This is a genomic window from Pseudomonas sp. DWRC2-2, from assembly GCF_049897885.1.
GTDB lineage: Bacteria > Pseudomonadota > Gammaproteobacteria > Pseudomonadales > Pseudomonadaceae > Aquipseudomonas > Aquipseudomonas azotoformans_A.
Genome location: NZ_JAFCXD010000002.1, coordinates 938,312 through 960,872, shown reverse-complemented (window position 1 = coordinate 960,872; position 22,561 = coordinate 938,312). Strand labels below are relative to the sequence as shown.

At 58.9% G+C, this 22,561-nt stretch carries 27 protein-coding genes; 16 read left to right on the top strand and 11 right to left on the bottom strand.

Annotated features, from left to right (window positions below; translation table 11 throughout):
- Positions 1-84: 84 nt before the first annotated feature.
- A complete protein-coding gene (ppnN, locus tag ACP7EW_RS13080; RefSeq protein WP_025856956.1) occupies positions 85-1,458 on the top strand; it encodes a nucleotide 5'-monophosphate nucleosidase PpnN in 1,374 nt (457 codons plus the stop codon).
- Position 1,459: 1 nt separating this feature from the next.
- On the opposite strand, the gene ACP7EW_RS13075 is transcribed toward ppnN, so the two are convergent.
- Positions 1,460-1,852 carry a RidA family protein gene (locus tag ACP7EW_RS13075; protein ID WP_038850371.1) on the bottom strand — a complete coding sequence of 131 codons (393 nt, stop codon included), beginning with the start codon at positions 1,850-1,852 and terminating at the stop codon, positions 1,460-1,462.
- A 155-nt stretch (positions 1,853-2,007) separates the two neighbouring features.
- Between ACP7EW_RS13075 and ACP7EW_RS13070 the strand changes: the two genes are divergently transcribed.
- From ACP7EW_RS13070 to ACP7EW_RS13060, 3 genes are all read left to right on the top strand, one after another.
- On the top strand, positions 2,008-2,265 hold the full coding sequence (locus ACP7EW_RS13070; RefSeq protein WP_426217454.1) for an AbrB/MazE/SpoVT family DNA-binding domain-containing protein: 258 nt from the start codon (positions 2,008-2,010) through the stop codon (positions 2,263-2,265).
- Positions 2,262-2,657 carry a PIN domain-containing protein gene (locus ACP7EW_RS13065; protein ID WP_426217452.1) on the top strand — a complete coding sequence of 132 codons (396 nt, stop codon included), beginning with the start codon at positions 2,262-2,264 and terminating at the stop codon, positions 2,655-2,657. The genes ACP7EW_RS13070 and ACP7EW_RS13065 overlap by 4 nt, the downstream gene beginning before the upstream one ends.
- Before the next feature lie 102 nt (positions 2,658-2,759).
- Entirely contained in the window at positions 2,760-3,104 is a 345-nt protein-coding gene (locus ACP7EW_RS13060; RefSeq protein WP_426218059.1) for a hypothetical protein, read from the top strand.
- A gap of 7 nt (positions 3,105-3,111) precedes the next feature.
- Here ACP7EW_RS13060 and ACP7EW_RS13055 read toward each other — a convergent pair whose 3' ends face one another.
- Positions 3,112-3,441: a YXWGXW repeat-containing protein gene (locus ACP7EW_RS13055; protein WP_033902551.1), complete on the bottom strand. Its 330-nt coding sequence runs from the start codon at positions 3,439-3,441 to the stop codon at positions 3,112-3,114.
- A 129-nt stretch (positions 3,442-3,570) separates the two neighbouring features.
- Positions 3,571-4,470 (bottom strand): DMT family transporter, encoded by a 900-nt coding sequence (locus tag ACP7EW_RS13050; protein ID WP_426217450.1) that lies wholly within the window; start codon positions 4,468-4,470, stop codon positions 3,571-3,573.
- A gap of 98 nt (positions 4,471-4,568) precedes the next feature.
- Here ACP7EW_RS13050 and ACP7EW_RS13045 point away from each other — a divergent pair, with 98 nt between their 5' ends.
- Positions 4,569-5,405 carry a LysR family transcriptional regulator gene (locus tag ACP7EW_RS13045; RefSeq protein ID WP_426217448.1) on the top strand — a complete coding sequence of 279 codons (837 nt, stop codon included), beginning with the start codon at positions 4,569-4,571 and terminating at the stop codon, positions 5,403-5,405.
- Positions 5,406-5,476: 71 nt separating this feature from the next.
- Here the strand turns inward: ACP7EW_RS13045 and mqo are convergent, their stop codons facing one another.
- Positions 5,477-7,123: a malate dehydrogenase (quinone) gene (gene mqo, locus ACP7EW_RS13040; protein ID WP_033902554.1), complete on the bottom strand. Its 1,647-nt coding sequence runs from the start codon at positions 7,121-7,123 to the stop codon at positions 5,477-5,479.
- 483 nt (positions 7,124-7,606) lie between these two features.
- On the opposite strand from mqo, the gene ACP7EW_RS13035 reads away from it, so the two are divergent.
- The 4 genes from ACP7EW_RS13035 to ACP7EW_RS13020 all read left to right on the top strand — a co-directional run bounded on the left by ACP7EW_RS13035 (position 7,607) and on the right by ACP7EW_RS13020 (position 10,804).
- The gene (locus ACP7EW_RS13035) at positions 7,607-8,794 is read left to right on the top strand and encodes an MFS transporter (RefSeq protein WP_269133214.1); all 1,188 of its coding nucleotides are present in this window, start codon (positions 7,607-7,609) and stop codon (positions 8,792-8,794) included.
- 169 nt (positions 8,795-8,963) lie between these two features.
- Positions 8,964-9,626, top strand: coding sequence for a Wzz/FepE/Etk N-terminal domain-containing protein (locus ACP7EW_RS13030; protein WP_426217444.1), 663 nt, complete (start codon positions 8,964-8,966; stop codon positions 9,624-9,626).
- 34 nt (positions 9,627-9,660) lie between these two features.
- Positions 9,661-9,930, top strand: coding sequence for a hypothetical protein (locus ACP7EW_RS13025; RefSeq protein WP_426217442.1), 270 nt, complete (start codon positions 9,661-9,663; stop codon positions 9,928-9,930).
- Between the two features lie 34 nt (positions 9,931-9,964).
- Positions 9,965-10,804 (top strand): lipopolysaccharide kinase InaA family protein, encoded by an 840-nt coding sequence (locus tag ACP7EW_RS13020; protein ID WP_426217440.1) that lies wholly within the window; start codon positions 9,965-9,967, stop codon positions 10,802-10,804.
- Positions 10,805-10,837: 33 nt separating this feature from the next.
- Here the strand turns inward: ACP7EW_RS13020 and ACP7EW_RS13015 are convergent, their stop codons facing one another.
- Positions 10,838-11,059 carry a hypothetical protein gene (locus ACP7EW_RS13015; RefSeq protein WP_426217438.1) on the bottom strand — a complete coding sequence of 74 codons (222 nt, stop codon included), beginning with the start codon at positions 11,057-11,059 and terminating at the stop codon, positions 10,838-10,840.
- Between the two features lie 183 nt (positions 11,060-11,242).
- Here ACP7EW_RS13015 and dusA point away from each other — a divergent pair, with 183 nt between their 5' ends.
- Positions 11,243-12,238 (top strand): tRNA dihydrouridine(20/20a) synthase DusA, encoded by a 996-nt coding sequence (dusA, locus tag ACP7EW_RS13010; RefSeq protein ID WP_426217436.1) that lies wholly within the window; start codon positions 11,243-11,245, stop codon positions 12,236-12,238.
- A gap of 168 nt (positions 12,239-12,406) precedes the next feature.
- A complete protein-coding gene (gene tal, locus ACP7EW_RS13005) occupies positions 12,407-13,333 on the top strand; it encodes a transaldolase (protein ID WP_426217434.1) in 927 nt (308 codons plus the stop codon).
- Positions 13,334-13,404: 71 nt separating this feature from the next.
- Here the strand turns inward: tal and rssC are convergent, their stop codons facing one another.
- Both rssC and rssB read right to left on the bottom strand, forming a co-directional pair.
- On the bottom strand, positions 13,405-13,887 hold the full coding sequence (gene rssC, locus ACP7EW_RS13000) for an anti-sigma factor antagonist RssC (RefSeq protein WP_003172602.1): 483 nt from the start codon (positions 13,885-13,887) through the stop codon (positions 13,405-13,407).
- Positions 13,887-15,068: a two-component system response regulator RssB gene (rssB, locus tag ACP7EW_RS12995; RefSeq protein WP_016975286.1), complete on the bottom strand. Its 1,182-nt coding sequence runs from the start codon at positions 15,066-15,068 to the stop codon at positions 13,887-13,889. Before rssB ends, rssC begins: the two co-directional genes overlap by 1 nt.
- Positions 15,069-15,344: 276 nt before the next feature.
- Here rssB and ACP7EW_RS12990 point away from each other — a divergent pair, with 276 nt between their 5' ends.
- Positions 15,345-15,641, top strand: a complete 297-nt coding sequence (locus ACP7EW_RS12990; protein ID WP_314533047.1) for a PilZ domain-containing protein — start codon at positions 15,345-15,347, stop codon at positions 15,639-15,641.
- Positions 15,642-15,701: 60 nt separating this feature from the next.
- Here the strand turns inward: ACP7EW_RS12990 and ACP7EW_RS12985 are convergent, their stop codons facing one another.
- Positions 15,702-16,391 carry an MlaA family lipoprotein gene (locus ACP7EW_RS12985; protein WP_010212030.1) on the bottom strand — a complete coding sequence of 230 codons (690 nt, stop codon included), beginning with the start codon at positions 16,389-16,391 and terminating at the stop codon, positions 15,702-15,704.
- Positions 16,392-16,586: 195 nt separating this feature from the next.
- On the opposite strand from ACP7EW_RS12985, the gene ACP7EW_RS12980 reads away from it, so the two are divergent.
- Together ACP7EW_RS12980 and ACP7EW_RS12975 are read left to right on the top strand one after the other, a co-directional pair.
- On the top strand, positions 16,587-17,195 hold the full coding sequence (locus ACP7EW_RS12980) for a hypothetical protein (RefSeq protein WP_061435738.1): 609 nt from the start codon (positions 16,587-16,589) through the stop codon (positions 17,193-17,195).
- A 110-nt stretch (positions 17,196-17,305) separates the two neighbouring features.
- Positions 17,306-17,572 (top strand): DUF4404 family protein, encoded by a 267-nt coding sequence (locus tag ACP7EW_RS12975; RefSeq protein ID WP_005786202.1) that lies wholly within the window; start codon positions 17,306-17,308, stop codon positions 17,570-17,572.
- Between the two features lie 36 nt (positions 17,573-17,608).
- Here the strand turns inward: ACP7EW_RS12975 and queF are convergent, their stop codons facing one another.
- Together queF and ACP7EW_RS12965 are read right to left on the bottom strand one after the other, a co-directional pair.
- Positions 17,609-18,439, bottom strand: a complete 831-nt coding sequence (gene queF / locus ACP7EW_RS12970) for an NADPH-dependent 7-cyano-7-deazaguanine reductase QueF (RefSeq protein WP_426217431.1) — start codon at positions 18,437-18,439, stop codon at positions 17,609-17,611.
- A 69-nt stretch (positions 18,440-18,508) separates the two neighbouring features.
- Positions 18,509-19,021 carry a cupredoxin domain-containing protein gene (locus ACP7EW_RS12965; RefSeq protein ID WP_426217429.1) on the bottom strand — a complete coding sequence of 171 codons (513 nt, stop codon included), beginning with the start codon at positions 19,019-19,021 and terminating at the stop codon, positions 18,509-18,511.
- A 155-nt stretch (positions 19,022-19,176) separates the two neighbouring features.
- On the opposite strand from ACP7EW_RS12965, the gene ACP7EW_RS12960 reads away from it, so the two are divergent.
- Positions 19,177-19,857, top strand: coding sequence for a heavy metal response regulator transcription factor (locus ACP7EW_RS12960; protein ID WP_038850357.1), 681 nt, complete (start codon positions 19,177-19,179; stop codon positions 19,855-19,857).
- A complete protein-coding gene (locus tag ACP7EW_RS12955) occupies positions 19,854-21,200 on the top strand; it encodes a heavy metal sensor histidine kinase (RefSeq protein ID WP_426217426.1) in 1,347 nt (448 codons plus the stop codon). The genes ACP7EW_RS12960 and ACP7EW_RS12955 overlap by 4 nt, the downstream gene beginning before the upstream one ends.
- A gap of 105 nt (positions 21,201-21,305) precedes the next feature.
- Here ACP7EW_RS12955 and ACP7EW_RS12950 read toward each other — a convergent pair whose 3' ends face one another.
- On the bottom strand, positions 21,306-22,550 hold the full coding sequence (locus tag ACP7EW_RS12950) for a lipoprotein-releasing ABC transporter permease subunit (protein WP_426217424.1): 1,245 nt from the start codon (positions 22,548-22,550) through the stop codon (positions 21,306-21,308).
- Between the last annotated feature and the right edge of the window lie 11 nt (positions 22,551-22,561).

The window sequence follows — 22,561 nt, the reverse complement described above, 5'->3', positions numbered from 1 at the left end:
TCGTGCGACCGAATTCGGCGCCCATCATTCTCAAGCCATTGCGCCCCCTTGCAGGTGCGATGGCTGCGCTTTCAAGGAATCAGAATGCCCCAACGTCAAGTCATCAATGCCTCCGTCAGCCCCAAGGGCAGCCTCGAAACCCTGTCCCAACGTGAAGTCCAGCAACTGAGCGAAGCCGGCACCGGCAGCATCTACACCCTGTTCCGCCAGTGCGCCCTGGCGATCCTCAACACCGGCGCGCACATCGACAACGCCAAGACCATCCTTGACGCCTACAAAGACTTCGAAGTGCGCATCCACCAGCAAGACCGTGGCGTGCGCCTGGAACTGCTGAATGCCCCGGCCGATGCCTTCGTCGACGGTGAAATGATCGCCAGCACCCGTGAAATGCTGTTCAGCGCCCTGCGCGACATCGTCTACACCGAGAACGAGCTGGACAGCCAGCGCATCGACCTGAGCAATTCCCAGGGCATCACCGACTATGTGTTCCACCTGCTGCGCAACGCCCGTACGCTGCGCCCCGGTGTCGAGCCGAAGATCGTGGTGTGCTGGGGTGGGCACTCGATCAACACCGAAGAATACAAATACACTAAGAAAGTCGGCCATGAACTGGGCCTGCGCAGCCTCGACGTGTGCACGGGCTGCGGCCCCGGCGTGATGAAAGGTCCGATGAAAGGCGCGACCATTTCCCACGCCAAGCAACGCATTACCGGAGGCCGCTACCTGGGCCTGACCGAGCCCGGCATCATTGCCGCCGAAGCGCCGAACCCGATCGTCAATGAGCTGGTGATCCTGCCGGACATCGAAAAACGCCTGGAAGCCTTCGTGCGTGTGGGCCACGGCATCATCATCTTCCCAGGCGGCGCCGGCACGGCCGAGGAGTTCCTGTACCTGCTGGGTATCCTGATGCACCCGGACAACCGCGACCTGCCGTTCCCGGTCATCCTCACTGGGCCGAAGCATGCAGCGCCGTACCTGCAACAGTTGCACGCATTTGTCGGTGCCACTCTGGGCGAAGCGGCGCAGGCGCACTATCAGATCATCATCGACGACCCGGCCGAAGTGGCGCGCCAGATGACCGCCGGCCTAAAGGCCGTGAAACAGTTCCGTCGCGAGCGCAACGACGCGTTCCACTTCAACTGGCTGCTGAAGATCGACGAAGGCTTCCAGCGCCCGTTCGATCCGACCCACGAGAACATGGCCAGCCTGCAACTGAGCCACGCGCTGCCGCCCCACGAACTCGCCGCCAACCTGCGCCGTGCGTTCTCGGGGATCGTAGCGGGTAACGTGAAGGACAAGGGCATCCGCCTGATCGAGCAGAACGGCCCCTACGAGATCCACGGTGACCCGGCCATCATGAAACCGCTGGACGAGCTGCTACAGGCGTTTGTCGCCCAGCACCGCATGAAGCTGCCGGGCGGCGCGGCGTATGTGCCGTGCTATCGCGTGGTTCAGTAAGCTAGCGCTGCACTGCCACGCATTTGATTTCCACCAGCAGGCCGGGGTGTGCCAGTTCGGACACTCCGATGGTGGTCCAGGCGCAATGCCCGCGCGGGAACAGGCGGTTTTTCACGTCACGGAAAACCGCCATGTGCTCGCTCATGTTGACGTGGTAGGTGGTCATGTCCACCACGTCCTCGAACGTACAGCCACCCTCCTCCAGCACCTGCCTCAGGTTCTCCCAGGCGGCGATGAATTGCGCCTCTGGATCGTCAATCACCGCCAATGCCGCCGTGCGTCCGACCTGCCCCGCGCAGTACAACGTCTTGCCGATCTTGACGGCGGGCACGTAGCCGGCGCGTTCGACAATGGGCTGCATGGCAATAGGTATGATGAGCTGGCGATCGGTCATATGTTGTATCTCTTTGCGGGTGTTTTCGGACGTGCCCGAGGCATAACTCGGGCTATCTTTTTACCTGTTCCGATCAACTCACACCAGAAGAGCAACCTATGGACCAACGGATCTTGTCCTCCATAATTCCTTACCCTAAGGTAAGGAGCATCACGATGGAGATCTTCACTATGGCCACCGCCACGCTTACTTCAAAAGGGCAAATCACCATTCCCGTTCAGGTCAGAACTGCCCTGGGCCTGGAGACAGGCGATCGCGTTGAATTTGTCGAAATGGAAGACGGCAAATTTTCCATGATTGCCGCCAGCAAAACCGTACAGGACCTCAAAGGCCTGATCCAAAAGCCCGCCAAGGCCGTCTCGCTGGATGAAATGAACCGTGCCATCGCGGCACAAGGGGCGAAAGCGAGATGATCGGGCTGGATACCAATGTGTTGGTGCGCTATGTCACCCAGGACGATCCCGTCCAATCGGCCAAGGCATCTGAATTGATTGAGTCGCTCACCGCCTTTGCACCGGGCTTTGTCAGCCTGGTGTCCGTGGTGGAATTGGTATGGGTCCTGCAAAGTTGTTATCAGTCTGCCAAGGGTGATGTGGTGACCGTGCTCGAAACGCTGCTACGCACCCGAGAACTGACCATCGAACACGCCGAGATCATCTGGCAGGCACTGCGACGATTCACCGCCAGCAAAGCCGATTTCGCGGACTGCCTGATAGAACGCTGTGCTCATGCTGCAGGCTGCGAATATACCGCCACCTTTGATTTGAACGCTGCGAAGGCCGCGGGGATGAAACGACTGATCTGAGCCTTTGCCGTTGCGACGCCCACCAGGCTTTGGTAAAAATCGCGTTCAACCCCCATCGAGAGAAAGACCTACGTGCGCACGCTTCTTCTCGCTACCTTGGCGATGGCGTCCAGTACGGTGATCGCCGAATCGATCACCTGGCCCGACCTGCCAAAGACCTGCTTCGTCAGTGGTCGCTCCGCCACCAGCCTGGACGTCGACGCGGGCTGTGCAGCCTTCCTGATCAACGTGAAAGGCCAGGCCGCAGGCACGCCGATCAAGCTGGATATTCCGCAGTACGCCCTGCACGTCGACGAAGCCACCGGCAAGGAAACCCCGGTGATCCTCATCCAGGCAGAAGAGAACGGCGAAATCAAAGCCGTCGGCTACAAGGAACTGGGCACCGATCAACTCGGCGCCGCGCTATTGCGTGAAGTTCGGCTTCTGGGCACGACGAAGCCGATCTGACCAAGGCTCAACGAACCCAGCCACCGCCTTGCCAATGGTAGCCGTCGTTGCGCTGGACCCAATGTGGATGCACGTAGCGATAACCTTCGCGCACCGGCTCCCAGTGGCCGTGTACTGCGACATAGCGCCCGCCTTCCCAACGCCAATAGCCGCGTGACCAAATGTAGCCATAGCGCACCGGCGGCTCGACCTCGATCACCTGAACCGGAGGCGGTTGTGGCGCGATGACTTCTACATACTCGCGTTGTACCGGCCTGCGCTCATGCACCACGCGCTCTTGCACACATCCGGATGCTGCGACGACCATGGCCGTCAATGCCGCATAACGTAGCCACATACAAAACCCTCGGGCGCTGACGCCCACCACTTGCACCGCTAGAAATCCCCCGTTGTAACAACCGCGCTCCTGCTTGGCTGAAGGTATTTTTAACAGGTGCTGTCTGTCAGCTTGCTGAACCCACAGGCCTCAAGAGGCGCACGCGACAGTCGGTCGCTTTAGGCGCACCAACAACAGCCCGGCGATGACCACGACAATGCCAGCGTAGGTCGAAGCCTGGATTACGTCGCCAAACATCAGCGCCGCCCATACCAGAGTGACCGGTGGTTCCAGATAGACCAACGCCGCCACGCGGGTCGCGGTCATCACGCGCAGCAACATCCACAGGCTCAAATAGGCGACGAAGGTAGAGAACACGGTGAGCCAGACGATAGAAATCAACACGTCAGGGTCATGGGGGATACTGAGCGTGTCGGTGTAGAGCACGCCACCGGCAAAACCGATCAAGGTCAGCAGCGACTGGATGAACAGCGGTAGCACCAAGCCTGCGTCCTGGTTTTGCACAGTGCGGCGCTCATACAGGGTCGCCAGCGTCAGCCCCAGCGCCGCAGCCAAGGGCAGCAGGTAAATGACAAGACCAACGCCTTCCCCGCCACTGCCGTACTGCCCGGCAATCACGATGGAAACGCCGACGAAGCTGATCATCAGGCCAACCCACTGCCAGCCGCCACTGCGCTCGGTTGCGCTGCCGGTCGACAACGCCGCCGTCATCAACGGCTGCAGCGCTGCGATAATCGCAGCAATGCCGGGAGGCAAGCCGTTCTGGATCGCGACGTAAAGGCAACTCAGGTACAGGAACTGCGAGAGAAACCCAATGACGGCGTAATGGCGAACCTGCGCCCAGGAAACCTTCAACAACCTGACGTTCAGGAACAGCCCCAGGCACACCGAGACCAACAGAAATCGCCAGAACAACAGGTTGAACGCCCCGCCGCCCTGCGTGCCCAATTTGGCGCCGATATAGCCAGAGCTCCACGACAGCACAAATGCCGCCTGCAACAGCAGCCGCTTTAAGGTTGATCGCGTCATGAAGCCTCCGGTCAGTGCACGTTGACTGAAAGGCTAAGGGTCACGCATGATTCTGTATATTTGAATAACCTGCACCATCAATCCATAAAAGTGGAATCATGGCTAAACAACTGAATATTGACCTGCTGCGTACCTTTCACGCCGTGGCGCGCTTTGGACGTTTCAACGAAGCGGCCGAGCAGGTTCACCGCAGTGCGTCCACCGTGACCACACAGATACAAAAGCTCGAAGATCAGGTGGGCCAACGCTTGTTCAGCCGCAGCAACCAAGGCGTGGAGTTGACGCTCTACGGTAAGAAACTGCTGGGCGAAACCACCGAATTCCTCAAGAGCCATGATCGCCTGCTGATCTCGCTGATGCCCCAGCGCATGCAGGGCAAGATCCGCCTGGGTATACCGGACACCTATGCACCGGCCTTCATCCGCGAGTTTTTACCCCGGTTGATCGCTGCCAACCCGCTGCTGGAACTGGAAGTTGAAGCCCGCACCAGCGGCGAGTTGCTCAACCTGTTCACGGCCAATCACCTGGACCTGACCATCACCGTCAGCGCACACCCGCTGGCCCAGGGAGAACGCCTGGGCCCGGTACAGCCGCTGTGGGTCGCGGCCGAGCACTTTAGCTGTCCGCCGAATGCACCACTGCCCATCACCCTCCCCATCGCCGGCTGCCCCTATCGCGCCGCCGCCTTGCAGGTACTGAAGGATCATGGGATTTATCACCGGATGCTGCTGGAAAGCCCCAATTCATCCGCCGTCGAGGCCTGTGTGCGCAGTGGCGTGGCGGTAGGCCTGATGGAGGAAAGCCGCATGGGTGAAGGGCTCAGGCAGATGACAGACCTGCCTCCGTTGCCAGCGCAACATCTGTACTTGTTGTGCGATAGCAGCAATGCACTGGCGTTGCATCTGCATGAGCAGCTCAGGCACTTCCAGGTCTGAACGCCAGGGACAAAAAAGCCCGCTGACCGTTACCGGTTCAGCGGGCTTTTTACATCGGCTCGATACTTGGCTTACAGCGCCAGGTCAGAGGCCGGCTTGCTTGGCTCAGCTGCTGGCTTGGCAGCCTCGGTGGCCTTCGGAGCAGCGCCTTGAGGAATCGCAGGTGGCGTCGGCAGTTGCAGGATTTCGGCGGTGTACGCCCATTCCTTGGCAACGGCTTCAGGGCTGTCGTTCAGCTTGGTGCCGTAGCTCGGTACGATCTGGTGCAGCTTGGTCTGCCACTCAGGGGTCGCGACCTTGTCCTTGAAGACTTTCTGCAGCACGGTCAGCATGATCGGAGCCGCGGTGGACGCGCCTGGCGATGCACCCAGCAGGCCTGCGATGGTGTTGTCGGCGGAGCTGACCACTTCGGTACCGAGTTTCAGGACGCCGCCCTGCTCTTCGTCACGCTTGATGATCTGCACGCGCTGACCGGCTTGCCACAGGCGCCAGTCGGATTGCTTGGCGTTCGGGAAGTATTCCTGCAGCGCCTTGAAGCGGTCGTCATCCGACAGCATCAGTTGGCCAGCAAGGTACTCGACCAGTGGGTATTCACGAATACCGACTTTGGTCATTGGCCAGATGTTGTGAGTGGTGGTGCTGGTCAGCAGGTCCAGGTACGAGCCTTCTTTCAGGAACTTGGTCGAGAAGGTCGCGAATGGGCCAAACAGGATCACGCGCTTGCCATCCAGCACGCGGGTGTCCAAGTGCGGAACCGACATCGGCGGTGCGCCCACCGACGCTTTACCGTAGGCCTTGGCCAGGTGCTGCTCGGCCACGGTTGGGTTATCGGTTACCAGGAACGAGCCACCTACCGGGAAGCCTGCGTATTCCTTGGCTTCAGGAATACCGGACTTTTGCAGCAAGTGCAGTGCACCGCCGCCCGCGCCGATGAATACGAACTTGGCGTCGGTTTCGGTCTTGGTGCCGTCTTTCAGGTTTTTGTAGCTCACACGCCACGAACCGTCGGCGTTCTTGGTGATGTCCTGCACTTCGCTCGACAGCTTCAGGTCGAACTTAGGCGTGGTCTGCAAGTGAGCGACGAACTGGCGGGTGATCTCGCCGAAATTCATGTCGGTACCCAGCGGGCTCCAGGTAGCCGCGATTTTCTGGTTCGGGTCACGCCCTTCCATCATCAGCGGAACCCACTTGGCGATCTGCGCCGGGTCTTCGGAGTACTGCATGCCAGCGAACAGCGGGCTCGCTTTCAGGGCTTCGTAGCGTTTTTTCAGGAACTTGATGTTGTCATCGCCCCACACAAAGCTCATGTGCGGTGTGGTGTTGATGAACGAACGCGGGTTCTTCAGTACGCCCTGCTGGACCTGCCAGGCCCAGAACTGACGGGAGATCTGGAACGCTTCGTTGATCTCGACCGCTTTCGGGATCTCAACGTTGCCGTTCTTGTCTTCCGGGGTGTAGTTCAGCTCAGCCAGGGCCGAGTGACCGGTACCGGCGTTGTTCCAGCCGTTGGAGCTTTCTTCGGCCACGCCGTCGAGGCGCTCGACCATTTCCATCGACCAACCCGGCTCCAGCTCATTGAGCCATACGCCCAGGGTTGCACTCATGATGCCGCCGCCAATCAGCAGCACATCGACTTTCTTTGCCTCTTCCGCGTGAGCAGAGCTGATCCCCAGCGACAAAGCCAGCCCCAGCAGGGCAGTGTTTACTTTTTTAAACATCAGTAGCACCTATGATAAAACGCCATCCGCCCTACCGTCCCTGATCGTGGGCAACCCTCAATCACGTTGCGCCAGGCAACGCACCGCGGGGTTTGCACATTCACGAGAGAACCGCAGGGTGGGCACACAAGGCCGACGTATCGACCTCACTGTTTATGTCCCTTCTGCGCTGACTTCTTATCATTATTGGCTTCAGCTACCTGGGCGACAGCCAATCGCTGGGACGTATGCGGATGTACGCACCCAGGAAAGACTAGACCAAGACGGCGCGCAGAATATCACGGCAAACAGCGTTTATGCGCCGTTTGACCAATTGACAGCTCTAAATCGCGGCTTTCAATGCTCCGATGTCAAGCCTGGCAGGCGCGACCTGGGGTCACAGGCGCGGAACTCTGCCGAAAAAGGCTGTTCTAGACACCTTCGGCGCCGTTTGCGTAGCATCGACGGCTCCCCTTCGTGCAATCCATTCCAATAGAGTTACCCATGACTATCCAGCAAACACCCGGGCATGTGCTGCCCGCGCGCAGCGCCGCCAAAATGGAAGCTGCCATGGCCGTGGGCGCCTTCGCGATCGGCACTGGCGAGTTCGCCATCATGGGCCTGATGCCCGACATCGCCCACAACCTCAACTTGAGCGAACCCCAGGTCGGCCACGCGATCAGCGCCTACGCCTTGGGCGTAATGGTCGGCGCGCCGCTGCTGGCGATCCTCGGCGCCAAACTCCTGCGCAAACATATGCTGCTGTTGCTGATGGGGCTGTATGCCCTGGGTAACCTGGCCACGGCCTTCACCCCGACCTTCGGCTCACTGGTGGCGTTTCGATTTATCAGCGGCCTGCCCCACGGTGCCTATTTCGGTATTGCCGCAGTGGTGGCTTCGAGCATGGTGCCGAACGACAAACGCGCCGGCGCTGTAGCGCGGGTGATGATGGGACTCACCCTGGCGATGCTCCTGGGCAACCCGATTGCGACCTTCCTCGGTCAATATCTGGGCTGGCGCTCGGCGTTTGCGCTAGTGAGCGTCATCGCGCTGTGCACGATTGCACTGGTCTGGCAGTTCGTTCCCGACCGACGCGACGAACCCCGTAGCGACCCACGCAAGGAACTGCGCGCCTTCACCAAACCGCAGGTGTGGATGGCCCTGGCCATTGGCGCCATTGGTTTTGCGGGAATGTTCTGCGTGTTCAGTTACCTGGCGCCGACCATGCTCGAAGTCACCAAAGTCTCGCCGCAATGGATCCCCTTCGGCCTCGCGGCATTTGGCGTGGGTGGGATCATCGGCAATATTGCTGGCGGCAAACTGTTCGACCGCCTGCAGTTTCGCGCAGTGGGCTTGATCCTGGTGTGGTCGATGGCGGTGTTGGTGTTCTTCCCGTTTGCCGCAGGCTCGTTGTGGGGCGTGCTGCTGGGGATCGGACTGGTCGGCACCATGGTGTCATTGGCGGCGCCGCTGCAGATCCGCTTGATGGATATCGCCCACGAAGCGCCTAGCCTGGCGGCGGCGTCCAACCATGCCGCATTCAACTTGGCCAACGCGCTGGGGCCGTGGTTTGGCGGGATGGCGATCACAGCTGGACTGGGGTGGACGAGTACCGGGTATATCGGCGCGGTGACGGCGTTGGTAGGGCTGGGCGTTTATCTGGTAGCACGGCGGATGCAGGGCGGCCATTGAGTCCTACCTACCTGAACGAAAATACTAATTAAGTCGGCGCAGCTCTTTAAAGAGTCGCGCCGGACTTAACAAACACGAACTATTCGCATCTGCTGCACCATCACACTAATACGTGGGCGTTTTGTGTTTTTTTCTCTACAATTCCGGAACGCAAATAAAGGAATTTTTCGTGAGCAGTCCAACGAATCTTAAAGCCCAGCCTAACGATGATGAAATTGATTTGATCCCGCTTGTTCAAGCATTGTGGAAAAGCAAGATAACTATTATTGCAACCACCGTAGTGGGTAGCGTGGTGTCTTTGGCACTCGTAGCCACATCACCTGAACAATGGACTGCCAGCACTTACATCACCAAACCGTCACTGTACAGCTTGTATAAAGAGGTCAATGAAAAAGACGCTCCCGTCACTCCCAGCAAGCTGGGTGCGGAAACCAAGCTGTACAGCACCATCCAGAACGATGTGTTCTATTCCGCCATGGGCATCATGGCTGCCAAGTCCGTTAGCCTGAAAGACACTCCACCTAAATCAGGCGGAAGCGAGCCCGTGCTTTATATCGCCTCAACCACTGCCACCAGCGCAGAACTGGCCACTGCCCAGCTGAAATCTGCGATGGCGACCGCCAACACGGAAGCCATAACACTAAACTTACCGACATTGGCTACCCGCACTACATTAAAAGCATTTAACACCCTTGACGATGTAAAAACCTCCACCACTAATAACACTAAGAAATTTATTTTTCTGGGTGCCTTTTTAGGGCTGATTTTAGGAAGTGTCTTTGTAATGGGTCGTTTTCTGATTCGACAATACAAACAGTCGAATGGAGTCTGAGCTGAGCTATAGAAACTCTTCAATCAGGAAGAACGTGGCGCAGACCAGCAGGGAAGCAACAAAAACAATAAACAATTTCGCGGAAAAAGTTGTTTTCATCAAGAGTACTTTAAAAAGTAGAATAATGGCCCTAAGCCATTATTGCACCGTGACTGGTTTTTTTCACCGTAATTTTTGCTGGACGCAACGCGCCCCTGCTGCCGAACCTCTCCCCTTGCGTCAAGAAAAAACCTGCGCCCGTCAGCACGGGTTTAATTTTCGTTCAGCTTCGGTTCAGGTTGGATCCAAAATCGATAGCTTGTAACATATCTGTCATATTTAAATGACAAGGATGTGTTTTGAGCTTTCCAGACAGCAGTGTGCTCCAGAATTTCCCTTCGACACTCAACCACCGCAACGCCACGGTCTTCACCACGCAGAGCACTGATGACAGCGCCCTGCAGGCGATTCAAGACCTGATCGACACCCGCTACCAGTTAAAAGACCGCGTCAGCGCCCCGCTGAAAGGAATGGAAAGCGACCTGTTCGCCAAATCCCAACCGCTCGACAGCCTCAGGCCCAAATTGCGCGTCACATTCGGCCGCTCAAAGCGCGACGGCACATTCGACTGGCCAGTGGAAGAGGTCATCAACACCTTCAGCGCACAGAAACGCGGCGCCCCCGTCGCCGGCCTGTATGGCTTCGGCTACAGAAAATCAGCGCTAGGCCTGATCCAGGAGTTTTTCATCTTCACCGAGATGCTCGACGGCTACCTCAGTGGACTGGCTTGGCTTGAACAAGAGCGCGACATCCACAGCCTGATCACTGCATCGTTCAAATTGCTGCGTACCCTGCACAGCAAAAACGTGGTGCACATGGACTTCTGGGCCGAAAATGTGATGATCAATCTGGAGCATCCCACCCTCGCCAAGGCGATCGACCTGGAAAACTGTTTCCTCACCCCGACAGAACACCTCAGCGAGGTACTCGCATTCCAGTTCGGTTTCTATTATCGGCGGGAGATTTTCCGGTTCGTGATCGAGCAGGATTACGATCGTATGGTCATGGAGGAATTGGGTAAATATGAAGGGATTGATCGCAATCGCTTTGATGAAATGTACGCGTCAAGCAAGCACGAAAACATAAGCCGTCGGGCGCGGCGAGAGATTTTTCATAAAGGCACGCTCACCACCCGCTGACTCCGCTGGGCTGCACAACAGCCCACCACCCCATCAATCGTCGTGCAGCAACCCGGAGCCGTACTCACCATAACTGCTCCCAAGCCCACTGCCTCCAAAACTCATCTTGGCGGCTTTGTTGGGGCTATGGTCACCAAACGCCTGGCATCCCCCTGAAAAGCAAGGGTCGTGGCTCACGCTTGATAAATCGGACGAGCAAGCACCCAGCAGTAAAGTGCTGGTGATCAACACGATTTTGATCAGTTTCGAGGCCATAATCCCGCTCCCATTGGACTGGAGGCGTGGACGGCCTCTGTCAGGACTATCCTAGCCTTCAAAAACGCGGGAAATGATGAAACCTGCTTGTGCTACAGGTTTGGTTCAGAAAACCAGCGCGAATCCTGCACCTTTATTCCTGATAAACTCGCGTCCTTCGCCCTACCCACCTCAGATTGTCCAATGTCCCCGATCAGTGCCGCACCACACTCTTTTTCCCGCCGTTTCTCCGTCGCGCCGATGATGGATTGGACGGACCGCCACTGCCGGTTCTTCCTACGCCTGCTCTCCAAACACGCCCTGCTCTACACCGAGATGGTCACCACCGGCGCCGTCCTCCACGGCGACCACGAACGCTTCCTGCGCCACAACGAAGCTGAACACCCTCTCGCCCTGCAATTGGGCGGCAGCGTTCCCGCCGATCTGGCCGCCTGCGCGCGCATGGCGCAGGCGGCCGGCTACGACGAGGTGAACCTGAATGTTGGCTGCCCCAGCGACCGGGTGCAAAACAACATGATCGGCGCGATCCTGATGGCTCACCCGGCGCTGGTGGCCGATTGTGTGAAGGCAATGCGCGATGCGGTGTCGATCCCGGTGACGGTGAAGCATCGCATCGGGATCAACGGTCGGGACAGTTATGCCGAGTTGTGTGATTTCGTCGGGACGGTGAAGGACGCGGGCTGCACCAGTTTTACGGTGCATGCGCGGATTGCGATTCTGGAGGGGTTATCGCCCAAGGAGAATCGGGACATCCCGCCGCTGCGCTACGACGTTGCGGCCCAGCTGAAGCAGGATTTCCCTGAGCTGGAGATTATTCTCAACGGCGGAATCAAGACGCTGGAGCAGTGTCATGAGCATTTGCAAACGTTTGACGGGGTAATGCTGGGGCGCGAGGCTTATCACAATCCGTATTTGCTGGCGGAGGTGGATCAGCAATTGTTTGGCAGCACGCAGCCGGTGATCAGTCGAGCCGAGGCGTTGGCGCAGTTGCGGCCTTACATTGCCGAACATTTGGCCGGTGGCGGGACGATGCACCACATTACCCGGCATGTGCTGGGGTTGGGCACGGGTTTTCCGGGGGCGAGGAAGTTCAGGCAGTTGCTGTCGGTGGATATTCATAAGGCGAGCGATCCGTTGGCCTTGCTGGATCAGGCGGGCGCGTTATTGGAAGGGCGTTGATCAGGTTGAACCTGCTGGCCGTTTTGTCCTCCTATTTAACAGCCAGACCTGCCATTCAAACGGCTGTTTTCAGGTTGTTGCCCTCGCAAACGATCGAACGCATTTGCGCCCTTGAGCCCCTGCCGGCGCTCGGGTAATGTCATCAGACCCATAGGACAGAGCACGCCCATGACTTCCAAGCTGGAACAACTCAAGCAATTCACCACTGTCGTTGCCGATACTGGCGATTTTTCCACCCTCGCCAAGCTCAAGCCGCAAGACGCCACCACCAACCCGTCGTTGCTGCTCAAGGCTGCGTCGATTCAAGGGTATGCCAAGCTGCTGGACGAAGCAGTGCAAGATTGCAACGGTGATGTGGGTTTGGCCAGCGACCGTTTTGCGGTGGCCGTAGGTCAGGAAATCCTGAAAGTCGTACCGGGGCGTATTTCCACCGAAGTGGATGCCCGCCTGTCGTTTGACGAAGCCGCTATTCTCAAGCGTGCACACCGTCTGATCGACCTGTATGACAAAGCTGGCGTTGGCCGCGACCGCGTGCTGATCAAGATCGCTTCCACCTGGGAAGGCATCCGCGCCGCCGAGCAGCTGGAAAAAGAAGGCATCCAGACCAACCTGACCCTGCTGTTCTCCTTCGCCCAGGCCTTGGCCTGCGCAGAGGCCGGTGTGTTCTTGATCTCGCCGTTCGTGGGCCGCATCTACGACTGGTACAAGAAGGCCAACGGCAACGACTACACCGGTTCGGATGATCCGGGCGTGCAGTCGGTGACGCGCATCTACAACTACTACAAGGCCAATGGCTACAAGACCGTGGTGATGGGCGCGAGCTTCCGCAACCTCAGTCAGATCGAAGAGCTGGCCGGGTGCGATCGCCTGACCATCAGCCCGGACCTGCTGGAGAAGCTGGCGGCTGACGAAGGCACGCTGGAGCGCAAGCTGTCGCCAGGCCATGCCGGTGAAGCTCGTGTTCACCTGACTGAAGCGCAGTTCCGTTGGGAGTCCAACGAGGACGCGATGGCAACAGAGAAGCTGGCCGAGGGCATCCGTCAGTTTGCTCGGGACCAGGAAAAACTCGAAGCGCTGTTGTCCGCCAAGCTGTAAAACAGCCACGGCAAAAAGGGCGGTCACCCTCACGGGAACCGCCCTTTTTTCATGCTTCGAATTCGTCTAGATCAATGCCGCTCCAGCGCATTCACCAGGTCGTGGAACGCTTCGCGATTGGACTCGTTCAACCCCATCAGGATCTTGTGCGCTTCCAACACCTTGACCCGCACCACTTCCTCGGACTGGTCCTGGGACGGAAGGTCGGTCAAGCACTCCGGGCACGGAATCGGGCGATCAACGATGTTGAATACCTGGTCGAAGCCCATGGACTGCAACAGACGGGTGATGTCTTCGTGGGTGGTGACCACAGTCGGCAGCAGGCCGACCTTCTGCCGAGACAGAATGGACAACTTGGCCAACAACCCAAGAGTGGTGCTATCGATGCTGCGGGTTTCGGTCAGATCGATCACGATCGCCGAGAAATTCAACGCTGTGAAGATCCGCTCAATCGTCGCATCCAGCGCCGAACACAAGGTCAGGCGCACTTCACCGACAAACTTCAGGACGAAGGTCCCGTCTTGCTCGGCGAATTGGATTCTTCCGGTACTCATCAAAGATTCCTGCTCAACACCAATAGGGCGATATCATCCGGCATCTCCCCTAGCGTGGCCAATCCAAAAACCTGCCGCAGGCCATCCAGGCTGCCGCCCGCCGACTTGACCTTTTGGGGCAAGGCGGCTTCTTTCTCTTTGAGTGTAGGCTCTGGAAGAAGGTCCAGGATGCCGTCTGACATCAGCGTGAGGCTGAACGTCGGCGGCAGCTCCAGGATGTGGTCTTCGTAGGTGGCTTCATTGAACAAGCCAACCGGCAGACCACGCCCTTCCAGATAACGCACACTGTCTGGAGTGTATAAAACCGGCATCGGCAGGTGACCACCGATGCTGTAGGTCAAAAGACCGGTTTCTTCATCAATCACGCCGCCGACCATCGTCACGTGCTTGCCCAGCTTGCAGCTGATCAGGCCCCGATTGATGTGGCCCAGCACCTCGGAGGGGGTGAACTCCGGCAAAGTGCCATTGCGCTTGGATTCGAACAGCAACCGCGTGGTCATGAATTTCAACAACACGGTGACAAAAGCAGAGGAAGCACCGTGGCCGGAAACGTCGGCCAGGTAGAACGCCACACGTCGCTCATCCACACGGAAGTAATCGACAAAATCACCCGACAGGTACAAAGACGGGATGATCTGGTGGGCAAACTGGAAGTCGTCGATGGTCCAGGGGCTGACGGGCAGCATGTTCATCTGCACCTGGCGACCGGCATTCTGGTCTTCCTGGAGCAGGTTGAGGCTGGCTTCGAGTTCGCGGTTGGCGGTTTCGAGCTTTTCGCGGTAGCGCTGGTTCTCCACCAGCAGGCGTGCACGATCCAGGGCTCGGCGCACCGAGTGCTCCAGTACCGCCAGGTCTTCCAGGGGCTTGATCAGGTAGTCGGCGGCGCCCAGGCGCAAGGCTTCGACAGCATCGTTCATCACCCCGGCACCCGACACCACAATCACCGGCGTCTGCGGGGCGAGCTCAGTCACCTGGCGAATCAGCTCCAGGCCGCCCATCTGGGGCATGCGCAGGTCGCAGATCACAAGGTCGGGCTGGTCGCGCTCGAATACCTGGAGACCCTGTTGGCCATTGCTGGCCTGCAGGACGCTGAAGCCACTGTCTTCCAAATAGGCCGCGAGGCTCGCGCGCACTACTTCGTCGTCATCGATTATCAGCAGCGTGGCACTGGTTTTTTGCATGTGGGCAAACGGCGCCAGAATTAGGTTGGCGTAGGTGGCGCGACAATGGCCGGGCTCACGTACTGGATTCGCTTTCTAGCCTCTCTGTCCTACAAAGCATTGGGATTTTCCCCATGCACAACGGTAAAGCAGAGGTGCCCTTCTAAGGCGCAGACGGTACTCCCATCCGTCAGGGGTTTCAAGCTCATGCCGATGGTCGCCGGGCGTCTTTACACCGCAAATCACCGGGAGTTATAAGAACAGGCACGACCACAACACAAAGTAAGGATGAAGCCCATGAGCGAACACGAGCGCGACTACGCCGAAAAACGCGATTTCATCCGCATGCGTGTGGATGCAGACGTGTCCCTGATCCATGCAGGGCAAGAGATTGCCGGAGTTTGCGTGGACCTTTCCAGTTCCGGCATGCAGGTGCAGGCGCCTCGCCAGTTCAACGTAGGCGACCTGCTGACCGTGCGCATCGATTCAGAGCACGCCGCGCTAAAAGGCCTGGAGGCCGATACTGAGGTGGTATGGGCCAGGGCCACGGGCGAAGACCAGCACCTGGGCCTCAAGATCCTGAAAATGCGCTGAAAACCGCGCACAAAAAAGGCGACCGCTGAGGTCGCCTTTTTCATTTCAAAACGTCACGACTTAAAAGTCGTCGACGACCTTGCCGTCCTTGACCTTGAACTCACGGTTCTGCAGGTAGGCGTTACGGATGAAGGTGTACTTGTCACCGGTGATCAGCTTCTCACTGTCGAGCAGGCTGGCACGGGTGTCGACGATATTCAGGCCGAAAGTACTGTTGCGCCAGCCGATATCGTTCATGTAGCGGTACGGTTGGGTGTAGCTGTCCACGTACTTGGACGGCGCATCACGCAAGGTGCTTGGGCCGAGCAGAGGCAGCATTACGTAAGGACCGCTGCCGACGCCCCAGTAACCGAGGGTCTGGCCGAAATCTTCATCGCTGCGTTGCAGCCCCATTTTGGTGCCGACATCGATAAAGCCCAGTACACCGAAGGTGGTGTTGACCAGCAAACGCGCGGTGTCGACACCGGCATTATGCGGCTTGAGCTGCAGCACGTTGTTGGCCAGGTTGCCTACGTCGCCGATGTTGCGGAAGAAGTTGTGAATGCCATCCTGTACGAACTGCGGCGTCACGAACTGATAGCCCTGGGCCAATGGCTTGAGGGCATAGGTATCTACGGTGTCGTTAAAGGTGAAGATCGGGCGGTTGACGCTTTCCCATGGATCATCTTCCGACGCGGCCTGTGCGGCGAAAGGCGCCAACAAGACAGTGGCACACACCGACAGCTGAGCGAAGTAGTGGCTCCAGCGCATAGCTTTTGCTCCTTGAATGGTCTGTCATGGGCGCTATGCCCTGAATAAGGCCGTCAGTATATGACGGAAGTTGGCAATTAGGCAGTAACTAGGAAATGTCACAACAAAAATGGACAAATTTCCTACAATTCACAATCCTGTCATCGACTTGTCATCCTGGCTCGATAGCGTTGGTGCTATTTCAGGGATGTCGACATGCCTCACGCCGAGATAGCCATCGCCAGCGCACCCACCTTGACTGCCGTCCTGTTTGGTTTAAGTGGCTGCCTGGTGGACTTCGGTTCCCGTGCTCGCACCGACTCGCCCTCCCTTGAGTCCCAGGCTACGCCCGGCGCCCTGAACATCCTGCGCAGTCTCAAGGAACAGGGCATCCCTTGCGCCTGGCTGGATGAACTGCCTCCCGCCGTCACCACCCCGCTGGCCGCCACGCTGCCTGCGTGGGTCAAGGCGACACCACCCTCCTCCATTCGCTGGCCTGCGCCCCACGCCTGCTGGCAAGCCTTGATGCAGCTGAACATCGAACGCCTGGAAGGCTGCGTCTTGGTCAGCGGCGAACCGCGCTTGCTGCAATCCGGGCTCAACGCCGGGTTGTGGACCATCGGCCTGGCCTCCTGCGGCTCGCTGTGCGGCATGGCGCCGGAGCAATGGCAGGCGCTGAGCGAACAGGAACGCGAGCATAAGCGCGGCAAGGCCACCGTCGCCCTGTATGGGTTGGGTGTGCACTCGGTGATCGACCACCTGGGCGAACTCGGCACCTGCCTGGCCGACATCAGCCTGCGCCAGCTCAAAGGCGAGAAGCCCTGACACGGATCATGCACAGTCGACGCCAGTGGATTAATCTACAGGTCAGCCCGTAGACCTTTCTCGGCGTGCCGCGGTCTATGCCAGTGCCTATCGATAAAAGGAAACACGTCATGCCTGATCGCAAAAAACTGGAAGAACAGGTCGAAATCCTGCGCGGGCAGTTGGAACAGGAACCGCCGCTGTCGGAAGAAAAACGTGAAGCGCTGGAAGCCTTGATTGCCAAGTTCGAATTACAACTCGAACTGGAGCCGGCCACTCAAACACCGAGTATTTCCGACGATGTGAATCAAGCGGCCATCGAGTTCGATGCTGAGCACCCGGTTATTTCCGGGACATTGCGCAATATCATGATCACCTTGGGCAATATCGGGATCTGATAGCAAAAAGCCCCGCAATCGCGGGGCTTTTCAATGTTACTGACGAGCCAGGCGCACGTTCTCGAACGCCACGTCTTCCGTACTGCGATATGGGTTGATATCCAACCCACCCCGCCGCACATACCGCGCGTACACCGTCAGCTTTTCTGGCTTCAGCAAGCGCTGCAAATCCAGGAAGATGCGCTCTACGCACTGCTCATGGAAGTCCGAGTGCTGGCGAAAGCTCACGATGTACTCCAGCAGGCTGGCGTGATCCAACGCGTGACCACGGTATTGCACCACCACACTGCCCCAGTCCGGCTGGCTGGTGACCGGGCAATTGGATTTGAGCAGATGGCTGTGCACGCTCTCCTCGACAACACGCGAGTCATCACAACGCAACAATTCCGGGCGCGGATGCTCGTAGTTGCTGACGCTGATATCCAAATCATCGATGCACGCACCTGGCAACGCCATCACGCCTTCGGCCTCGATCTCGGCCAGGCTGCGGATACGCACATTCACAGGCGCACCGGCGGCAGCGCTGAGGTCGGTACGCAAGGTGGTTTCCAGGCTGGCCGTATCGGCAAAGGCAGTCTGGTTCAACGAGTTGAGGTACAGCTTGAACGACTTGGACTCGATGATGTTCGGCGAGTCGGCCGGGATGCTGAATTCGCCGATGGCCACTACAGGCTTGCCCGACGGCAGCAGCCACGACAGTTCGAAGCAGTTCCAGAAGTCCACGCCGTTATAAGGCAGGGTCTCGGCGCTCAGGCCCAACTCGGCCCACTTGGCGGCACGCGGGATCGGGAACAGCAACGAAGGTGTGTAGGTGGAGATGTATTCACTGGACTTGCCCAGCGGCGAATGTTCGGCTGCGGGATGCATGGCGGAAACCTGGCTAAATAAACCGAGCCAGTCTACCAGCCTTTGCCCCCGCGCCTAAGCGCCAGCGGATCAATCGACGTTGAGCTTGCCGACCATGCCCGCCTGGTAATGCCCCGGAAGGTTGCAGGCAAACTCCAGGCCCGTGGCCTTAGTGAACGTCCAGGTCAGCTCGGCGGTTTTGCCCGGCTCGACCAGTACGCTATTGGGATCATCGTGTTTCATCGCACCGTGGCCCATGGCTGCATGATCCATCTTGCCCATGCCCGTTGCCGTCAACATGCCACCGGCCTGCATCTGCAACATTTCCTTCTGGTGTTCGGCATGCATCGCCGCATCGCCCAGGTTGAATTCGTGGAGCAACTGGCCTTTGTTGACCAGTACAAAGCGCACGGTCTCACCGGCTTTCACGTCCAGGGACTTGGGCGAAAAGGAAATGTCCTGCAACGTTACTTCCACGGTACGCGTGGCTTTGCTCGCCGGCGCAGCTTCGCCGAAGGCATAGGTGTGGGCGGCATCAGCCATCGCATCAACACTCAATGCCAACAGGCAACCCGCCAACAACAGGGGTGTACGCAACGCCATCGGTCTTCTCCAAAAATAGATGAACAGCTTGGGCAGCACTCTAAGATTGCGCCGCTGCCAGCCAGCTGACTGCTAGATTACAACTTTGTCAGGTTGCTCCCCCGCCCTGGCACTCAAGGTATAAAGCCGTCGTCCACCGTTGCCAAGAGCTGCCCATGAAACTGCTGATCGTCGAAGACCAACCCAAAACCGGCCACTACCTGCGCCAGGGCCTGGCCGAGGCGGGTTTTACCACCGAACTGGTGGCCGATGGCACCAGCGGCCAGCACCTTGCGCTGACCGGGGACTACGACCTGTTGATCCTCGACGTGATGCTGCCGGGCCGTGATGGCTGGCAGATCCTCCAGGCTGTACGCAGTGCCGGCATGGACATTCCGGTGCTGTTCCTCACCGCCCGCGACGCCGTGGAAGACCGTGTGCATGGCCTGGAGCTGGGCGCCGACGACTACTTGGTCAAGCCTTTCGCTTTCTCCGAACTGCTCGCCCGCGTGCGCAGCCTGTTGCGCCGTGGCAGCAGCACACCGCAGGAAACCGCGCTGCAACTGGCCGACCTGCGCCTGGACCTGATCCGCCGTCGCGTCGAGCGGGACGGCCAGCGCATCGACCTGACCGCCAAGGAATTCTCCCTGCTGGAACTGCTGCTGCGCCGCCAGGGCGAAGTGCTGCCCAAATCGCTGATCGCTTCCCAGGTGTGGGACATGAACTTCGACAGCGACACCAACATCATCGAAGTGGCGATCCGCCGCCTGCGTCTGAAAGTCGACGACAACTTCCCCAATAAGCTGATCCACACAGTACGCGGCATGGGCTATGTGTTGGAGGAGCGGGTCAATTGATCAAGCGCCTGTCCCTGGCCAGCCGCCTGGCGCTCCTGTTTGCCGCCTGTACCGCCGTGGTGTCGCTGATCGCCGGGGTGCTGTTCAATCGCGCCAGCGAGGCGCACTTCATTGAGTTGGACCAGCAGCAACTCGACAGCAAACTGGTGGCGCTGCGCAGTACCTTGCAGGGTGTCGACTCGCCGGAGGCCTTTGCCCGGCGTGAAGCGCAATTGCGCACCGAACTCAGTCGCCAGCCCGACCTGACGCTACGCATCACCGCCGCCGGCCAACGCTGGCTGGACGATGCGCCAAGCGTGACCTTGCCCGAGGCACCCGGCCTGCACAGCCTGCAAAACGCCGACACCGACTACCGGGTCTACAACGCGCCGTTGAGAGCCGGCCAACCCGACTCGCCGCAACTGAGCCTGATGCTCGATATCACTCACCATCAGCACTTCTTGCAGCGCATGCAGCACCTGATCTGGCTCACCGTCGGCCTATCGGCCCTGGCGACCGCCCTGCTCGGCGCCTGGGCTGCGCGCAGCGGGTTGCGGCCACTGCGACGCATGGGCGAAGTGGCCGCCAGTGTGTCGGCCCACTCCTTGACCCAACGTTTGCCTCAACAGGAAATGCCCACGGAACTGGCTGACCTGGCCCAAGCCTTCAACGCCATGCTTGGCCGACTCGACGACGCGTTCCAGCGCCTTTCGGCGTTTTCCGCCGACATCGCCCACGAACTGCGCACGCCGCTGTCGAACCTGCTCACCCAGACCCAGGTCATCCTCACCCAGCCACGGCCGCTGGAGGACTACCGCGAGGCGCTGCACAGCAACCTGGAAGAACTGCAATGGATGGCGCAGTTGGTCAACGACATGCTGTACCTGGCCAAGGCGGATCACGGCTTGTTGATGCCCAAGCGTGAAACCTTGGTGCTGGCGGATGAAGTCGACGCGCTACTGGAGTTTTTTACATTGCTGGCAGAGGACGGGCAGATCAGCCTAATGCGCGAGGGCACGGCCCGTACGACGGGTGATCGTGGGATGTTGCGCCGGGCACTGTCGAATCTGCTGGATAACGCACTACGGTTTACTCCGCCGGGTGGCGAAGTACGTGTGCGAATCGAGGATGGGGTGAGGCTTTCAGTGGAGAACACCGGGGATGGCATTCAAGCGGAGTTGCTGCCGAGGTTGTTTGACCGCTTCTACCGGGCGGACCCGGCACGCCACGAAGGCAGCAGTGAGCATGCGGGGCTGGGGCTGGCGATTACCCAGTCGATTGTGCGGGCGCATGGCGGGAGGATTTATTGTGAATCTGGGGCGGGATGGACAAGGTTTGTGATTGAGTTGCCGACTGAAGTTTGATGCAAGATGGGCCGACCTCTTCGCGAGCAAGCCCGCTCCCACATTTGAATGTATTCACAAATCAAAATGTGGGAGCGGGCTTGCTCGCGAAAGCAGTCTTGAAGTTTACGAATATCTCAGGGCATGCGCCGGCTCAATCTTCGCCGCCCGATACGCCGGATACAGCGTGGCCAGAAAGCTCAACACAAACCCGGCCGTGCAGATCAGCAGCACATCCCCGCCTTGCAGCTCCGAAGGCAGGTTGCTGACAAAGTACACGTCCGAACTGAAGATATGCTGCCCGGTAACCCGCTCGACCCAGCCCACCAGCTCACTCACGTTCAGTGCGGCAATCACGCCCAATACGCCGCCGATCAAAGTACCGACGATACCGATCACCGTGCCCTGCACCATGAAGATCGCCATGATCTGCCGTGGCGTCGCGCCGATGGTGCGCAAAATCGCAATGTCCGCGCCCTTGTCGTTCACTACCATGATCAGCGTGGCGATGATGTTGAACGCGGCCACGGCGACAATCATCAGCAACAGAAGGCCGATCATGGTCTTTTCCATCTTCATCGCGCTGAACAGGCTGCCCTGGGTGTGGGTCCAGTCGTCAGGCTTGTAGGCGGCGCCCAGGCTGGCGGCGATGTCCGATGAGACCTTGGGGGCCGCGTACAGGTCTTTCACCGCCAGGCGCACGCTTTGTACCTGGTTTGGCTGCCAATGCTGGATCTCTGCGGCGTCGGCCATGTGGATCATGGCCATGGAGCCGTCCAGTTCAGCACCGACCTTGAAGATGCCCACCACGTTCAAACGCTGCATGCGCGGGGTGATGCCGCCCGGCGCGGTGCTGATTTCCGGCACGATCAGGGTCACTTTGTCGCCCACATTCAGACGAAAGCGCCGAGCCGTGATTTCGCCGACTACCACGCCAAACTCGCCGGGTTTCAAGTCTTCCAGACTGCCGCGCACGATATGCTGGGCCACGATCGACACCTTGCCTTCCTGCGTCGGGTCGATGCCGCTGATCTCAATCGGCTGCATCGCGCCTTTGTAGGAGAACATGCCGTCCATCTGCGTGAAAGGTACGGCGGCGGTCACCTCCGGATTCTTCATCGCGGCGGCGGCCACCGGCTGCCAATCGTCAATCGGGTTCACGCCGACGATGGTGGCATGGGGCACCATGCCGAGAATGCGCGAGCTCATTTCGCGCTGGAAGCCGTTCATCACCGACAACACCACGATCATCGCCAACACGCCCAGGGCGAGGCCGATCATCGAGGTCATCGAGATAAACGAGACAAAACGGTTGCGGCGCTTGGCGCGGGTATAGCGCGCGCCGATGAAAATCGATAACGGTCTGAACATTCGCTTGCACC